The organism is Klebsiella sp. CB_Kp196 (assembly GCF_040061575.1).
Taxonomy (GTDB): Bacteria; Pseudomonadota; Gammaproteobacteria; order Enterobacterales; family Enterobacteriaceae; genus Klebsiella; species Klebsiella michiganensis.
This window is the reverse complement of the sequence record NZ_JBEAFH010000005.1, coordinates 1-15,693: the sequence shown is the minus strand read 5'-3', so window position 1 is coordinate 15,693 and position 15,693 is coordinate 1. Positions and strand designations below refer to the sequence as shown.

Genomic DNA, 15,693 nt, shown 5'->3' with positions numbered 1-15,693 from the left:
AGCCAGCCTGAAAGGCGCCGGCGGACGTTTTAATGGGGGGCGCAGTAGCTGCCTGAATGAATGTGGGGTTAACGCTGCATCCCCCAGCGCTTAATTGTGATCTTTTCCAGACTGGCGAATACGATGCCTTCCACCAGCAGACCAATCGCGATGACCGTTAACAGCCCTGCAAATACCCGGTCGGTGAACAGTTCGTTGCGATTCTGGAATATATACCAGCCCAGACCCCCTTCGCCGCTGGAGGCGCCGAATACCAGTTCGGCGGCAATCAGCGTTCGCCAGGCGAAAGCCCAGCCTATTTTCAAACCGGAAAGGATGGCGGGCAACGATGCCGGAATAAGAATCGTGATCACATAGCGTGGCCCACGGAGGCCATAGTTGCGCCCGGCCATGCGCAGCGTTTCCGGCACGCTGCTAAATCCGGACCAGGTATTCAGAGCGATGGGCCACATGACGGAATGTATCAGTACAAATATCAGGCTGGCATTTCCCAGACCAAACCACAGCAGAGCCAGCGGCAGCAGCGCAATTGCCGGCAGTGGATTGAGCATCGCGGTTAATGTGCTGAGCAGATCGCGACCAAACTGCGTGGTCACTGCCAGGGCGCTGGCAATCAGCGCCAGCGCGCTGCCGGCCAGATATCCTTTCAGCAGGGTACTGAGTGAATTGACGATTTTTTCCGGCAGTTCGCCATTGCGCAGGTCTTCACTGAACGCCTGCAGCGTCTGAAATACCCCGGGCAGCATCAGATCGTTTTGCTGTATTCGCGCGGCGATCTCCCATAGCGCCAGCACCAGGGCGACAATCACAGACTTACGCAGCCATGCCTGATTCCACAGGCGCTGGCTTAAGGGTAGCGGCGTTTCCACCGGCAGATTACGTAGCGGCGGTAATTCGCCTTCGAATTCAGGACGAATGTACGGTGGCTGGGACATACGCTGGCTCCTCGCCGGATGAGTGAGACGGACCGTTGCCGGTCGTCGGGAATAACAGATGGTGAATATGACGAGCCGCGTGTTGAAACGCCTCGCTGCCGAAATCATTAAGCGTGAACTGATGACAATTAAGCTCTGCCCGGACGCGTCCTGGATGCGGCGAAAGCACCACAATACGGCTGCCTACGACCAGCGCCTCTTCAATCGAGTGGGTGACGAAAAGCAGCGTAAAGCGCTCTTCTTCCCAGAGCGTCAGCAACTCTTCCTGCATCGTGCGCCGCGTCAGCGCATCCAGGGCGGCGAAGGGTTCGTCCATCAGCAGGATGCGCGGTTTCATCGCCAGCGCACGGGCGATGGCGACGCGCTGCTTCATGCCGCCGGAGAGCGTATGGGGCATCGCGTCAGCAAATTCCGCCAGACCGACTTTGTGAAGGAAATGCAGCGCCGTCTCTTTTGCCTGTGAGCGGCTGGCTTTGCGGCTGGCGAGCAGAGGAAACATGACGTTTTCCAGCACCGTTTTCCACGGCGGCAGCTGGTCGAACTCCTGGAATACCATCATGCGGTCCGGAGCGGGGGCGCTAACTGGCGTCCCTGCAAGCGAAATTTGACCGCTGCGCGGGGCAATAAAACCGCCTGCGGCTTTCAACAGGCTCGATTTTCCACAGCCTGAGGGGCCAAGCAGAATAAAGCGGTCCCCAGGCCAGACATCAAAACTGACATCGTGCGTCGCGCGTACCCGGCGTTCACGCGTGCGGTATTCAATATCGACATGGCTGACCTGCAGCAGCGGGCCATCAATTTGCTGATTGACCATCATAGCCTCCAGTATCGCGGTTTAGCTGCCGGGGTTTTCCCATGCTTCGTTAAAAAAATAATCTTTCCACGAGCCGGCCTTATTTTTCAGTATCCCAAGCTCATGGAGTTTTTCGGCATATACGCCAGTACGTTCAGGGGAAACCGTAAAGCTTATTTCGGGATCGTTAACAATTTTTTGTACCAGCGGTAAAGGCAGCCGCGATTTCTCAACGCGAATGTAAGTTTCGGCAGCGGCATTTTTGTCACGGTTAATAATACTTGCGGCTTCGCTGAGCGCGCGATAAAACGCTTTATAGGTTCTGGGGTTTTCATCATGGAATTTCTGGGTGGTATAGAGAACATTAAAGGTTGCCTGTCCCCCCAGTACGTCATAGGAACTGAGCACTTTATGCACGTTTTTATGTTCCAGCGCCTGATACTGGAAGGGCGGGCTGGAGAAATGGGTGGTAATCTCCGAGCCGCCGGCAATTAATGCCGCGCTGGCGTCCGGATGCGGTAAACTGACGCTAATTTTATCGAAGCGTTTGAAGTCCCCGTCACCATATAATTTCGCGGTCTCGATTTGTAATGTACGAGACTGAAAACCGACGCCTGCTGCCGGTACGGCGATCCGATCTTTTGCGGACAGATCTTTAATGCTTTTTACCGCCGGATTATTACTCAACAAATAATTGGGCATCGACCCCAGCGAGGCAATCGCTTTCACATTTTGCTTACCTTTGGTGCGATCCCATAGGGTGAGTACGGGGGGAACCCCCGCTGACGCAACGTCCAGAGCGCCAGAGAGCAGGGCCTCATTCATCCCGGTTACTCCGGAAATGGTGCGCCACTCTACTTTTATATCCAGCCCCTCTTTCTGACCCTCTTTTTCGATAAGCCGTTGGTCACGTACCACATCAAGAATTAAATAGCCGATGCCAAATTGCTGCGCGATACTAATGTTTCCTTCCGCTAATGTCGGCTGGCTTATCCCGCCCAGGGCGGAAAGCGCCAGCGTACAGGCGAGTATTCTGCTTGTTTTATTCATTTCAGTTTCCCAGAAAGGTGTTTCTCAGCCAAAAATCATGGGCAGAGGCGAGCGGGAAAGGAAGTGATTTAAATGAAAATGAATATCAGAGAAATGAATAACGATATTTGTGGCTTGTTATTTACCAGGCGGAAAAGCTTAGTCATTATTCATGTTTAGGTCATAAATATATTCTCAGTATAGTCGGGTTCATCTTTTAAATAGCCCTTATCAATGTAGGGGCAGTCATTGCGAGCCTCATCATGCCTTTATTTTCGGATCATCACTTACGTTCGCTTTTGCAGCGCCATCTGGTAAGGGTTGGCACCGGACCTGATATCGCTCAAAAGGTCGCGGATAACCTTGTCGAAGCCTCACTAAAAGGCCACGACTCTCATGGCGTGACCCTGTTACCGCGCTATATTCGGGCCATTCTGGCAGGGGATTTGAACCCTGGCGCCACGCTCACCATATTGTCTGATGCCGGACCGATCGTCTCTTTTGATGGGGGGCACGGCTTTGGCCAGGCGTTGGGCGAACAGGCCATGGCCGTGGGTATTGAGCGTGCGCGCGAGTTTGGGGTGGCAATCATCGGATTGTCTAATACCCACCATCTTGGCCGAATCGGCGCATGGGCGGAACAGGCGGCGGACGCCGGACTGGTCTCGCTCCATTTTGCCAACGTGGCAGCGCCGTCGGTAGTACTGCCTTTCGATGGACTCGGTGCCCGACTCGGCACAAATCCTTTTTGTGTCGGGGTACCGCTCGCGAACCGGCCCCCGGTTATCCTTGACTTCGCAACCAGCGCCATAGCAGGCAATAAAGCGCGCATCGCATGGAATGAAGGGCGAGCCATCCCTGAAGGATGTGCGGTAGATGCGAACGGACAACCCACCACCGACCCTGCGGTATTAATGACGGAACCGTTCGGTGCCTTGCTGCCTTTTGGCGGGCATAAAGGCGCAGGATTGTCGCTGATTTGTAGTCTACTCGGCGCTGCGCTGACCGGCGGCGAAACCGAAAGCCAGCAAATTCCGCCACGTGCCGGAATCATCAACAATATGCTGTCGATTTTATTTGATCCTGCGCGGCTGGGGGCGCAGGAGAGTTACCAGCAGGCGCTATTAGCGCAGGTGGACTGGGTGCGTAGCGGGCAGGAAGGGCGCAATGTGCAGATCCCCGGAGAGCCAGAATTGCGAGCGTATACCCGCCGTCGGCAAGAGGGTATCTGGATCGATGAGGTGAGCTGGCAGGCGTTTGTCGCCCTGGAAGCATTAAATACCTGAGGTTGTCTGCCTGGTTAAATACGTCTTTGGGTTATCTGTTCGAAGCGTTGGTATTATGTCCGGTTAATTAGTGCTGATGAACAAAATAAATAAAAGCACTATTTTATCTTTTTTTCTCATAACCATAGCTGAAAAACTTGGTAAGTCATCAGTGAGAAAATAAATATAGTCATACTTAATATTGTATGAACCTTTTATCCTCGCGGCAAAATTTTAATTTGCTGCGTAGTCATTTTTTACAGGAGTTATTATGCATCTGGCGCGTTTCCCCCGGCTTCATTTTGGCCACTTCCCGACCCCTCTGGAGCCTCTCACGCAGCTTTCACGCTTGCTGGAGGGGCCAAATATCTGGATAAAACGAGACGATTGCACAGGCCTCGCCACTGGCGGTAATAAAACCCGCAAACTTGAGTTTTTGCTGGGCGATGCCCAGGCAAAACAGGCGGATATTATCATTACCCAGGGCGCCACGCAGTCTAACCATGTGCGTCAGACCGTCGCGGCGGCAGCCAGACTGGGTCTGGAAACGCATATTTTTCTCGAACAACGCGTCACGACGCTGGGTGATGAGTATCAGCAATCCGGCAATGTGCTGCTGGACGGTTTGCTCGGGGGCAAAATTATCGCTCATCTTCCCGGCGGTACGGATATGCAGCAGGCAATGGAACAACACGCGGAAAGCCTGCGAGCCAGGGGCCACACCGCTTATGTCATCCCCGGTGGAGGCTCGAACGCTATCGGCGCGCTGGGCTACGTCTCCTGCGCGGAAGAACTGCTTTGGCAGTCCAGCCAGCTACGGCTGCGCATCGATCATATCGTTCATGCCACCGGTAGCGCAGGTACACAGGCTGGCCTGATTGCGGGCTTAACTGCCACGCACAGCGGTATTCCTCTCCTCGGGATTAGCGTCCGCGCTCCGCGCGAAAAACAGGAACACAACGTCTGGCGTCTGGCGCAGCAGACGCGGGAACTGCTCGGTGTACCGGGTGAATTGCCGCGTGAGGCGGTGGTGGCGAACAGTGATTATGTCGGCGAAGGCTATGGCTTGCCCACCGAAGGGATGCTTGAGGCGCTGCAGTTGCTGGCGCAGCACGAGGGGATTCTGCTCGACCCCGTCTATTCCGGAAAAGGCATGGCCGGATTGATTGATCTGATCCGTAAAGGTCATTTCCGCAGGGATGAGAATGTGGTGTTTATCCATACGGGGGGAAGTGCAGGTCTGTTTGGCTACCGTCAGGCCATCGCCGATTCTTTGCCATCATGAGTACACCATTTCTGCTGGGAATTCTTGGCGGCATGGGGCCGCTGGCGACGCTGGATCTGATGCATAAATTGCTGCGGGCAACGCCCGCCAGCAGCGACCAACAGCAAATTCCCCATGTGGTATGGAATGTACCGCAAATTGCGGATCGCCAGCGGGCGCTGGCGGGAACGGGGCCATCCCCGCTGCCGCAGTTGTTGTACGGTGTGGAACAGCTGAACCGCGTGGGCGTCAGTCATATTGCCATTGCTTGTAATACGGCGCACCACTGGTATGAGGCGCTGGCGCAGCATAGCGACGCACCGTTGCTGCATATTGTGGATGCCACGCTGGCGGTATTCGACGGGAAAGAGAAACCCCGGCGGGTCGGGATTATCGCTACCCAGGGCACGCTGGATGCCGGTTGGTTTCAGCACGGGTTTACCGCGATGGGGATCGAAAGCGTACAGCCAACGCAAGAAGAACTGCGGCAGTGGTTTGTGCCGGGATGCTATGCGGTAAAACGCGGCGAACTGCGTACCGGCGGAGAACTGCTGAGTCTACAGGCCCAGGCATTGCGCGATCGTGGCGCAGAGCGGCTGGTGCTGGCCTGTACAGAAGTGCCGGTTGCGCTGGCTGAGGTGACCTCACCGCATCTGGCCGTGTCAATTGATCCCGCAGAAGCGCTCGCCCGGCAGTGTGCCCGGCTATGGCTGGCGCAACGCGAGACATGGCATTAAAAACGTTGTTATTTAAAGGATAAATTAAATGAATAAAAGTCTCTGTGTCTTACTTGCAGCGGGTGGCCTGTGGGTTAATAGCAGCTTTGCCGAAACGCCAGCGGAAGTTCGGGTGGCATATAGCGGCGGTTCTCAGGTGCTGATGCTGGCTAAGGCCGATGGTTCTTTGGATAAGGCACTCAACAGCAAGGTGAAATGGGTGCAATTTGCGTCCGGTGCTGATGCGTTAAATTACTTTGCCAGCAATGCGATTGATATTGCTAATTTTGGCTCCAGCCCGGCGACGGCAGGCATTGTCAGAAAACTGCCGGTGGAAATTATCGGCGTCTCTGGCGTGATTGCCAGCTACGAGCGTTTAATTGGTAAAGACGGTATTGCCAGCATTAAAGATATTGAGGGTAAACGCGTAGCCTATCCGCCAAACTCGACGGCGCAATATGCGCTTGAGGCCGCTATCAGCGTTAACCATCTCGACCGCAGTAAAATAACATTATTGCCGCTGCGTCCGGCGGAAATGGTCGCAGCCTGGAAACGCGGTGATATCGACGCGGGCTATGTCTGGGCGCCGTTTGCTCAGGAACTGGAGACTTCTGGCGGGCATCAGGTGTTCGCAACCAAAGATCTGCAAAAAGATGGTTACCTGATTTATAACAACTACGTTGTGCGTAAAGCTTTTGCTGAGCAGTACCCGCAAACCGTCAGCGCGTTCCTGCGTGTTCATCAGCAAAAAGTCGATGAGTTTAAGAAAGACCCGGAGCGCGCGGCGGCCATTGTTGCGAAAGAGGTGGGTGCGCCGGTGACGACCGCCGTCAATACGTTGGGTGGGCTGGAATATCCCACGCTGAGCCAGCAGGGTACGGCGCAATGGTTGGGTAACGGTACGCAAACCACCGACAGCGGGATTGGGAAAGCGCTGACCAAAACCTCTCACTTCCTTGCTGATATCGGTGAGATTCGCCAACGTGATATCCCGGCCAGCTGGGACAGCGCCATTAACTCCCGTTATATCCGTGACGCAGCGGTAGCCGCGCAATGAGATTGAGTTATCACATTGCCATCAGCGTCGTTTCGGTCACTGTTTTCTTTATCGTCTGGCAGGTGGCGGCCTCGCGGCAATGGGTTGATCCGCTGCTGCTGCCATCGCTAACGGATATAGGCCTGACGACCGAAGAGTTGCTGGCGGATGGTTATCGTCAGGTGCCGCTGTGGGAGCATGTTGCCGTCAGCCTGGCACGTGCGTTAAGCGCTTTTTCTGTGGCAATCATCATCGGTATTCCTCTGGGATTATTGATGGGGCTGTCGGAAGGTCTGGCGGCGGTGCTGAATCCGTTTGTGCAGTTTTTGCGCCCGCTGCCCAAAATTGCCCTTATTCCGCTGGCGGTCGTCTGGCTGGGGATTGGTGAGGCCTCGAAGTTCTTTCTCATCTTTATTGCCACTTTCCTTAGCGTGGTGGTGGGGGCATCTGCTGCGGTAGAGCGTATTGGTCGTTCGCGCATTCGTGTGGCGCAAACGCTTGGTGCTTCACGCAAACAGATCTTTCTGCGCGTGGTGTTACCGGATACGTTACCGGAACTGTTCACCACCGTCAGGCTGTCGATTGGCATTGGCTGGACGTCGCTTATCGCGGCGGAGATGGTCGCTGCCAGTTCGGGGCTGGGTTGGATGGTCATTAACGCCAGTTCCTATTTACGCACCGATATCGTCATGCTTGGCATTTTGCTACTGGGTGGCATTGGCTACGCGCTGGATTTACTGCTGCTGGGGCTGCAGCGCCTGTTTGTACCCTGGGCGGGGAAAGAATAATGAGTGCTATCACGCTGGAAAACGTATCGCTCGCTTTTGCGGCGAAGCCACAGCCGTTCACGGTGCTGGAAGATATCAGCCTGTCGCTCCACAAAGGAGAATTTGTGGTGCTCCTGGGGCCTTCCGGCTGCGGTAAGTCCACTATTCTTAACCTGGTCGCCGGGTTTAACAAACCGGATCGGGGGCGGGTGGTGGCGGGGGGAAAACCGGTCCGCCAGCCGGGGCCGGATCGCGGAATGATCTTCCAGCAGCCTAACCTCTTTCCGTGGCTATCGGTACTGGATAACGTCACCTTTGGTCCTCGGCTGGGTAAGCATCGCAAAGATGAAATTAACGCCCGTGCGATGGAATGGCTTGGACTCGTTGGCCTGCAAGGCTTTGAGCACCATTCGCCCTGGCAGCTTTCAGGCGGTATGAAACAGCGGGTAGCGCTGGCGCGCGCCTGGCTACCCGGCCCGGATGTGCTGTTACTGGATGAACCCTTCGGCGCGCTCGATGCGCAAACCCGTCTGATGATGCAGGAACTGCTGCGTGAGGCCTGGCTCAATACCGGCACCACTCTGCTTTTTGTCACTCACGACGTGGAAGAGGCGCTATTCCTCGCCGATCGCATTCTGATTATGTCAGCAAACCCAGGAAAAATTGTTGAGGAGATCGCCCTGCCTTTTGGCCGGGAACGTGATATCGAGAATCTGTCTGAACACCCGGATTACAGTGGGATCAAACATCATGTACTGCACCGGGTGCGTAAGGAGGCTAAACGCCATTTAGGTTGAAAACGGCTGCAGCAAGCAAAGGGGTTATTTCCGAACTTATCATATCGTGGTTCCCGGTTGTTCTGGTCATATCGAATGACCAGACGGGCAGCGATCGCGTCTGGCCCTGCTTCGGCGAAAGTCTGCACCGTCTACCCCAAAAGCTGAGCTTACAGCATTGCCGATAATCTTTTTTAACTGCCATTAAAACCGATGCTGGCGCGATTTTTAGCGCCAGCATCGCCTTCAGAGGGTAATCCCCGATGATCCGTTCCGGCCTTTTATATTTGTCAGGTTTGCTACTGCAACAATTCGGCAAATTTCGCCAGCCATTGCGGATGAGCGGGCCAGGCGGGGGCGGTCACCAGATTGCCATCCACATGCGCCTGATCGATACCGATGTCGGCAAAATGTCCGCCGCTGAGCCGCACTTCCGGCGCGCAGGCCGGATAGGCGCTGCAGGTGCGGCCTTTTAATACCCCCGCAGCTGCCAACAGCTGAGGGCCGTGGCAAACGGCAGCAATAGGTTTACGCGCTGCGTCAAATGCCTGCACCAGTTTAAGCACTTCCGCATTCAGGCGCAGATATTCTGGCGCCCGGCCGCCGGGGATTAACAGCGCGTCGTAATCCTGTTCTTTCACCGTTGTAAAATCGGCGTTGAGAACAAAGCGGTGCCCGGGTTTCTCGCTGTAGGTCTGGGCGCCGTCAAAATCATGGATCGCGGTCATAATGAAGTCGCCTTTTGTTTTATCTGGACAGACCGCATCAACCTGATGACCGATCATTTGTAATGCCTGAAACGGCACCATAGTTTCGTAATCTTCGGCGTAATCGCCCACCAGCATCAGAATCTTTTTGCCCATCTTATTCACTCCTGTATGAAGAAAGGTGTCTAAGATATAGCCTGGCGGGAGAGGGAATGCGAACCTGGGGATGACGGACGGCTGGTGGGGCGTGCCGATCTGGCGGCGATGCGGCAAATGAATCCGCAGCTGCAATCCATTGAGTCCTGGCCGGCGGGAACAGGGCGCGTTGCTTTCGAACGGACGCTGGCAATCTCTGCCGGCCGGGCCTTTAAGCGGTAAACCCGTTTTTCCCGGCGCCAGGCAGGAATTAATGAGCGAGAGGTATTATTGTAAGCTCTGTTTTAATATATCCGCTGAATGAAATGCCGCTATTTCTTTTACGCTCAGCGCGAATCTATATGTTGTCCGGTTTAACCATCGATACCGGATATCTGAAGAGTATTATTTCTGAGTTTTATATTAATCCTGTCAGCCATTAATTATAGCCATATTAAAATCCACTACTGGACTTTTTTATGGCCGGTAAACGATAAAAAATAATTTATTTCTTACGCCCCTGTTCGCGCGCGTTTCAGCATACGGAACGACCAGTATTTGCGTTACATATTGATTTGCATCAATCAACGCTGCCTGTTCAGATATGAATTTAATTCACATTCCTCTGTCAGGTATACATCCTGCCTTTAATGTAAGAAAAGAGTTGTTATTACATACCAGCTTTGTTTGTCTCATGCGTTTCATTTTTACATTTGCCTTAAGATGCCTGAGGAAAGTCTTATAATGGACTTTGCAACCGGCAGGTTGATATTTTTTGGCGCTTTGCTCTACTATATCCGGGTCTTCACACACCGTTATCTTTAACACATTATTCCTCACGGGAAGGGACCGCTATGGCTGATACGTTCCAGAATGAGGTGCCCAAGGCACGCATTAATTTAAAGCTGGCTCTGCACACAGGAGGCGCGCAGAAGAAAGTCGAGCTGCCGCTGAAACTCCTCACCATCGGTGATTTCAGTAATGGCAAAGAAGACCGGCCATTATCGGAAAGAGCAAAAATCAACGTCAATAAAAATAACTTCAACAGCGTACTTTCGGAATTCAGCCCGGAAATCAGCCTCACGGTACAGAACACGCTGGTCGGCGATAGCGCCGAAGAAAATATTCAGCTCCGCTTCGCCGATATGAAAGATTTCGAACCGGAGCAGGTGGCCCGCCAGATTCCCCAGCTCCGCGCCATGCTGGCGATGCGGAATTTATTACGCGACCTCAAATCCAACCTGCTTGATAACGCCACTTTCAGAAAAGAGCTCGAGAAAATCCTGAAAGATCCGGCGCTGACGCAGGAATTACGCGACGAAATGAGCGCGCTGGCCCCGAAATAAACGGCGTGCGTTATTTAATGGATTAACCGGGAATATGCTGATGTCTGTAAATACTGAAACCGCCCCCGCGCAGGGGCAGACCGCTGTACTGGAAAAAGAGAGCGTTTACGCCTCCCTGTTTGACAAAATCAACCTGACCCCGGCGTCCCGCCTGGGCGATATTAACGACTTTCTGGATGATGCCGCGCTGTCCGACGCCCCGGCGGGCGAACGACTGACGGCGGCGATGCAGGTATTTATGGACTGCATCCGTCAGTCCGGAAAGACCGTGGAGAAGCTCGACAAGACCCTGATTGACCACCATATCGCGGAGCTGGATTATCAAATCAGCCGCCAGCTGGACGCGGTGATGCACCATCCTGAGTTCCAGAAGGTGGAATCCCTGTGGCGCGGCCTGAAGCAGCTGGTGGACAGCACCGACTACCGCCAGAACGTCAAAACCGAAATTCTGGACGTCTCCAAAGACGATCTGCGCCAGGACTTCGAAGACGCGCCGGAGCTGATTCAGAGCGGCCTCTACTGGCACACCTACACCGCCGAGTACGACACCCCGGGCGGCGAGCCGATTGGCTCGGTGATCTCCGCGTATGAGTTCGACGCCAGCCCGCAGGACGTGGCGCTGCTGCGCAACATCTCCGGCGTCTCCGCCGCGGCCCATATGCCGTTTATCGGCGCCGTGGGGCCGGCCTTCTTTCTGAAAGAGTCCATGGAAGAGGTTGCCGCCATCAAGGATATCGGCAACTACTTCGACCGCGCCGAGTACATCAAATGGAAATCCTTCCGCGACACCGACGACGCGCGCTATATCGGCCTGGTGATGCCGCGCGTGCTGGGCCGCCTGCCGTATGGGCCGGACACCGTGCCGGTGCGCAGCTTCAACTACGTCGAGCAGGTGAAAGGCCCGGACCATGAGAAATACCTGTGGACCAGCGCCTCGTTCTCTTTCGCGTCCAACATGGTGAAAAGCTTTATTAATAACGGCTGGTGCGTGCAGATCCGTGGCCCGCAGGCGGGCGGAGCGGTGAAAGATCTGCCGATCCACCTCTACGATCTGGGCACCGGCAACCAGGTGAAGATCCCGTCGGAGGTGATGATCCCGGAAACCCGCGAGTTTGAGTTCGCCAGCCTCGGCTTTATCCCGCTGTCGTACTACAAAAACCGCGACTACGCCTGCTTCTTCTCGGCCAACTCGGCCCAGAAGCCGGCGCTGTACGACACCGCCGACGCCACCGCCAACAGCCGCATCAACGCGCGCCTGCCGTATATCTTCCTGCTGTCGCGCATTGCGCACTACCTGAAGCTCGTTCAGCGTGAAAACATCGGCACCACCAAGGATCGCCGCCTGCTGGAGCTGGAGCTCAACACCTGGGTGCGCGGTCTGGTGACGGAGATGACCGACCCGGGCGACGAGCTGCAGGCCTCGCACCCGCTGCGCGACGCGAAGGTGGTGGTGGAAGATATCGAGGACAATCCGGGCTTCTTCCGGGTGAAGCTGTACGCGGTGCCGCACTTCCAGGTGGAAGGGATGGACGTGAACCTGTCTCTGGTCAGCCAGATGCCGAAAGCGAAAGCGTAAGGCGGGGACAGGGATGAAAACAGTACGACCGCTGTGGGGGCGGGGCCAGATGGTTTCCCCTCAACATTTTCAGCAGGAGGCCGCGCAAGCGGCCTGGCACACCGAGTGTGTCGCCCGACTGGGAGCAATACATCCCTGGGGGGTTGCGCGGACGGCTTTTGACGCCGCGCTGCTGAAACAGGGGAAACTGAAGGCCGACCACCTGTGCGTGCGTTTCGCTGACGGAACGCTCACTGATAGCGATAACGCCGATGCGTTGCCGCCCGTGATGACCTTACCGGAAACAGAAAGTCACGAACTGACGGTGGTTTTGGCGCTGCCCCATGAGTATGAAAACGGCGGCAACTGCCTGCAACCGGAGCAGAAAGCGGAGCGTCCTGTGCGCTGGCGTCTGGCCTGGCGGGAGGTGCGTAACCGCTATGGGGATGACAGCCGCCAGATTGCGGTAATGCAGCCGGAGCTGACGCTGCGTACAGAGGATAACGACAACGGCAATTACCAGACCGTCGCCGTGGCCCGTCTTAAGCGCGACAGCCAGGGAGACTGGTCGCAGGACGCGTCGTTTATTCCGCCGCTGCTGAACGTGCAGGCCAGCCGCTGGCTAACGGAGCAGACCGAATATCTGACGGGTCAGCTACGTGCGCGCCTGCAGCGCCTGATGTCTATGCGCCGGGAGAGCAACGAACGGATGGCCGACTTCGCGGTGGCGGACGTGTCGCTGTTCTGGCTGCTGAATGCGCTCAACAGCGCGGAGCCGGTGCTCAGCCATTTTGTGCGCTATCCGCAGGTGCACCCGGAGCGGCTTTATCAGGTGCTGGCCGGTCTTGCAGGCAGCCTGCTGACGTTTTCTCTTGATCACACCACCGCCGATATTCCGGTCTATCGTCATGAGCAGCTAACGGCGGTCTTCCCGCCGTTGTTTGACCTGCTGGGCGTGCTGCTGGAAGCCAGCCTGCCATCCCGGGTCGTGGCGATTGACATGGTCCGCGATGAGCGGCGCAAGCGCTGGCACGCCCGTCTCCACGATCCGAGACTGCGTGAAGAGGCGGATTTTTATCTCTCGGTACGCTCGCCGCTGCCGGTAGCGCAACTGCTGGAGCAGTTTCCGCTTCAGTGCAAAGCGGGTAGCCCGGATGAAGTCGACAGGGTGGTCAACGGTTCGCAGCCCGGCATTCCTTTGCGCGCGATGAGCCACGTCCCTGCGGCTATCCCGCTGCGCCTGGAAAACCAGTATTTCACCCTTGATATGGCCCATCCGGCGGCGCGGGCGATGCTGCTGGAAGGCAGTTGTGTCTTTTACGTCCCCGGTCTGCTGGGCGATCCGGAACTTGAACTGTTTGCGGTGCTGCGCTCATGAAACAGGACATAAATATCGACGCCCTGATGGCGGACGCGTGGCTGACGGTGACGGAACTGCGGTTCGGCGCAAGACTGGCCGACGGGGAGGGCGACCGCCTGTGGCGACATTGTGTAGATCATATTGAACAGGTGATGGCGAAGCTCGAGGCTGCGGACGTCAGCGAGGCGAGCCGTCGGCATATTCTCTACGCCTGGTGTGCGCTGCTGGATGAGACCGCCAAAGGGCGCGAAGGCGAGGATGATGCCTGCATCGTCTGGTATGACCGTCCGCTGCAGGCGAAATACTTTGGTGCTCTGGACGCCGGAGACGCGTTGTATGAACGGATGCGACAGGCTCTGCGCGAGCCCGCGCCGGATATGGCGGTGCTGACCTGTTTCCACCGGGTGCTGATGCTCGGCTTTAAAGGGTGTTATGCCCTGAATGAACCGGCTCGTGACCAGCTTGTTCGGGTACTGACCGAGCGCGTGCCGCCGTTTGAAACGGACCAGAGCCGTCCCGTACTGGCGGGTATCTCCGGGCGCAGCGGCCTGGCGGACGGGTTACGTCGCTGGCCGGTTTGCATCGGGCTGTCGCTGGTAGCGATCGCCGCGCTGTGGTGGGGTCTGAACCACTGGCTTGATTCCCTGATTGCAACCCTGCTGCCGGGGGCCGGGAAATGAACGTGCGCTATTTGCGCCTGTTATGGCTCTGGGGCGGGATCCTGGCGCTGCTGCTCTGCCTGCTGTTTCTGCCGCTGGCCTCCGGCGGGCGGATTCTGGCCGCTGCGCTGATACTGGCCGCCGTTATCGCCGGGCTGATTTTCGCCGGGCGCAGGCGGGAAGATCCGCTGGTAGATAACGCCTGGCTGGATGAGATACCGGACGCGCCGTATCGCCTGCCGGTGGTGCTGGTCTGCGGTGATATCGCCGGGTGGCCGGAGAGCGGGCCAGTTTACCGCACGGCACGGGGCTGCTGGTTAAACGTCCCGACGGCTGAACTGCAGCAGACGGTACGTATTCTTCTGTGGAAACGCCCGGACCTCGTATCGCAGCTGGCGGTGATGGTCAGCGTCTGTCCGCAGCTGCATCGTGATGAGGCGGCGCTGGCGGCCGGGCTTTATGAGCTGCGCTGGCAGCTGAGCCAGGTGCGGAGCGATTGCCGCCGGGCGGTGCCTTTACTGTTGAACAGTAAGGTGGCGGGGGCGTCTGTTCCACAACCGCTGTGGCAGACAGCGCAGGCCGGGGAGGCCATGCAGGTATGGCTGGCGGACGATGTGCCGTGCAGCACCGGGACATGGCTGGCGCAAAAGGACGGGACGGACCGCCTGGCTGCGCAGGTGAGGATGAATACGCTGGTTCGCCTGACTGAACAAACAATGATGGCCGCGCTGACGGCGGCGTCGGACGATATGCCTCCGGCGGACCCGGCGATGGTGGTATATCACATGACGCCTTCGGGGGCGCCGGTTCTGGCTGATAGCCTGTGGCAGCGCTGGTTGTCTCAACATACCGCCCTGAATTCGCTGCCCGGCTGGCAGCCCAATCCCTCATCAGCGGATGTCACGCTGCCGAATTTTATTCTGCCGCTGTTGCCACTGGGCGCCGGCGTGGCGCCGCTCAGCAGAACTTTACGGCGGGCATTCTGCCTGTTCACCCTTGCCGCCATCATCGCACTGTGCGCCAGCGCGTGGAACAACCGCCAGCTGCTGCAGCGGGTGGGGTTCGATATTCAGCATTACGCGCAGATTGCGATGGATGACTACGCCCCGAAAGCCCGCGCCGTGCAGATCCTGCGCGGGGATGCGCTGCAGCTGGATCGGTGGGCGCGCCACGGTGAACCGCTGGAAATGGGGCTCGGCCTGTATCACGGGGAGCATTTGCGCATGCCGGTGCTGGACGCCATTCGTTCCTATGTCCCGGCGCCTCCGCCACTGAAGCCTGCCGAGAAAACCGCGCCGAAAATCATCCGCCTCGACAGCATGTCGCTGTTCGACACCGGCAGGTGGGCGC

The 15,693-nt window shown here is 56.7% G+C and carries 15 protein-coding genes and 1 pseudogene; 12 read left to right on the top strand and 4 right to left on the bottom strand.

The genetic code is table 11. The features are described from left to right. Positions 1-68: 68 nt before the first annotated feature. Genes ABLU87_RS03010 through ABLU87_RS03000 form a run of 3 tightly spaced genes read right to left on the bottom strand, consistent with a single transcriptional unit; the run spans position 69 to position 2,778 of the window. Positions 69-935, bottom strand: coding sequence for an ABC transporter permease (locus ABLU87_RS03010; protein ID WP_122117554.1), 867 nt, complete (start codon positions 933-935; stop codon positions 69-71). Then, positions 907-1,749, bottom strand: coding sequence for an ABC transporter ATP-binding protein (locus tag ABLU87_RS03005; protein ID WP_025107026.1), 843 nt, complete (start codon positions 1,747-1,749; stop codon positions 907-909). The genes ABLU87_RS03010 and ABLU87_RS03005 overlap by 29 nt, the downstream gene beginning before the upstream one ends. Before the next feature lie 21 nt (positions 1,750-1,770). Beyond that, the gene (locus ABLU87_RS03000) at positions 1,771-2,778 is read right to left on the bottom strand and encodes an ABC transporter substrate-binding protein (RefSeq protein ID WP_122117553.1); all 1,008 of its coding nucleotides are present in this window, start codon (positions 2,776-2,778) and stop codon (positions 1,771-1,773) included. 242 nt (positions 2,779-3,020) lie between these two features. Here ABLU87_RS03000 and ABLU87_RS02995 point away from each other — a divergent pair, with 242 nt between their 5' ends. The 6 genes from ABLU87_RS02995 (at position 3,021) to ABLU87_RS02970 (ending at position 8,602) form a co-directional block, all read left to right on the top strand. Continuing rightward, positions 3,021-4,043, top strand: a complete 1,023-nt coding sequence (locus ABLU87_RS02995; protein ID WP_064407203.1) for a malate/lactate/ureidoglycolate dehydrogenase — start codon at positions 3,021-3,023, stop codon at positions 4,041-4,043. Between the two features lie 250 nt (positions 4,044-4,293). After that, on the top strand, positions 4,294-5,307 hold the full coding sequence (locus tag ABLU87_RS02990) for a D-cysteine desulfhydrase (protein WP_148850018.1): 1,014 nt from the start codon (positions 4,294-4,296) through the stop codon (positions 5,305-5,307). Next, the gene (locus ABLU87_RS02985; protein WP_014229063.1) at positions 5,304-6,023 is read left to right on the top strand and encodes an aspartate/glutamate racemase family protein; all 720 of its coding nucleotides are present in this window, start codon (positions 5,304-5,306) and stop codon (positions 6,021-6,023) included. Before ABLU87_RS02990 ends, ABLU87_RS02985 begins: the two co-directional genes overlap by 4 nt. Positions 6,024-6,051: 28 nt before the next feature. Beyond that, positions 6,052-7,059: a glycine betaine ABC transporter substrate-binding protein gene (locus tag ABLU87_RS02980; RefSeq protein WP_014229064.1), complete on the top strand. Its 1,008-nt coding sequence runs from the start codon at positions 6,052-6,054 to the stop codon at positions 7,057-7,059. Next, positions 7,056-7,826 (top strand): ABC transporter permease, encoded by a 771-nt coding sequence (locus tag ABLU87_RS02975; protein ID WP_014229065.1) that lies wholly within the window; start codon positions 7,056-7,058, stop codon positions 7,824-7,826. Before ABLU87_RS02980 ends, ABLU87_RS02975 begins: the two co-directional genes overlap by 4 nt. Next, positions 7,826-8,602, top strand: coding sequence for an ABC transporter ATP-binding protein (locus ABLU87_RS02970; RefSeq protein WP_014229066.1), 777 nt, complete (start codon positions 7,826-7,828; stop codon positions 8,600-8,602). The genes ABLU87_RS02975 and ABLU87_RS02970 overlap by 1 nt, the downstream gene beginning before the upstream one ends. A 278-nt stretch (positions 8,603-8,880) precedes the next feature. Here the strand turns inward: ABLU87_RS02970 and ABLU87_RS02965 are convergent, their stop codons facing one another. After that, on the bottom strand, positions 8,881-9,444 hold the full coding sequence (locus ABLU87_RS02965) for a DJ-1/PfpI family protein (RefSeq protein ID WP_025107032.1): 564 nt from the start codon (positions 9,442-9,444) through the stop codon (positions 8,881-8,883). Positions 9,445-9,513: 69 nt separating this feature from the next. Here ABLU87_RS02965 and ABLU87_RS02960 point away from each other — a divergent pair. The 6 genes and pseudogenes from ABLU87_RS02960 to ABLU87_RS02935 form a co-directional block, all read left to right on the top strand. Next, positions 9,514-9,666: pseudogene (locus tag ABLU87_RS02960) on the top strand (NmrA family transcriptional regulator); the annotation flags it as partial. Between the two features lie 611 nt (positions 9,667-10,277). After that, positions 10,278-10,769 carry a type VI secretion system contractile sheath small subunit gene (gene tssB, locus ABLU87_RS02955; protein WP_196942223.1) on the top strand — a complete coding sequence of 164 codons (492 nt, stop codon included), beginning with the start codon at positions 10,278-10,280 and terminating at the stop codon, positions 10,767-10,769. A gap of 40 nt (positions 10,770-10,809) precedes the next feature. Then, entirely contained in the window at positions 10,810-12,345 is a 1,536-nt protein-coding gene (gene tssC / locus ABLU87_RS02950; RefSeq protein WP_025108179.1) for a type VI secretion system contractile sheath large subunit, read from the top strand. Between the two features lie 13 nt (positions 12,346-12,358). Beyond that, a complete protein-coding gene (gene tssK, locus ABLU87_RS02945; RefSeq protein ID WP_122117959.1) occupies positions 12,359-13,702 on the top strand; it encodes a type VI secretion system baseplate subunit TssK in 1,344 nt (447 codons plus the stop codon). Beyond that, positions 13,699-14,364: a type VI secretion system protein TssL, short form gene (tssL, locus tag ABLU87_RS02940; protein WP_122117960.1), complete on the top strand. Its 666-nt coding sequence runs from the start codon at positions 13,699-13,701 to the stop codon at positions 14,362-14,364. The genes tssK and tssL overlap by 4 nt, the downstream gene beginning before the upstream one ends. After that, the coding region (locus ABLU87_RS02935) for an OmpA family protein (protein ID WP_348870664.1) at positions 14,361-15,693 on the top strand (1,333 nt) is incomplete at its 3' end. The genes tssL and ABLU87_RS02935, both read left to right, overlap by 4 nt.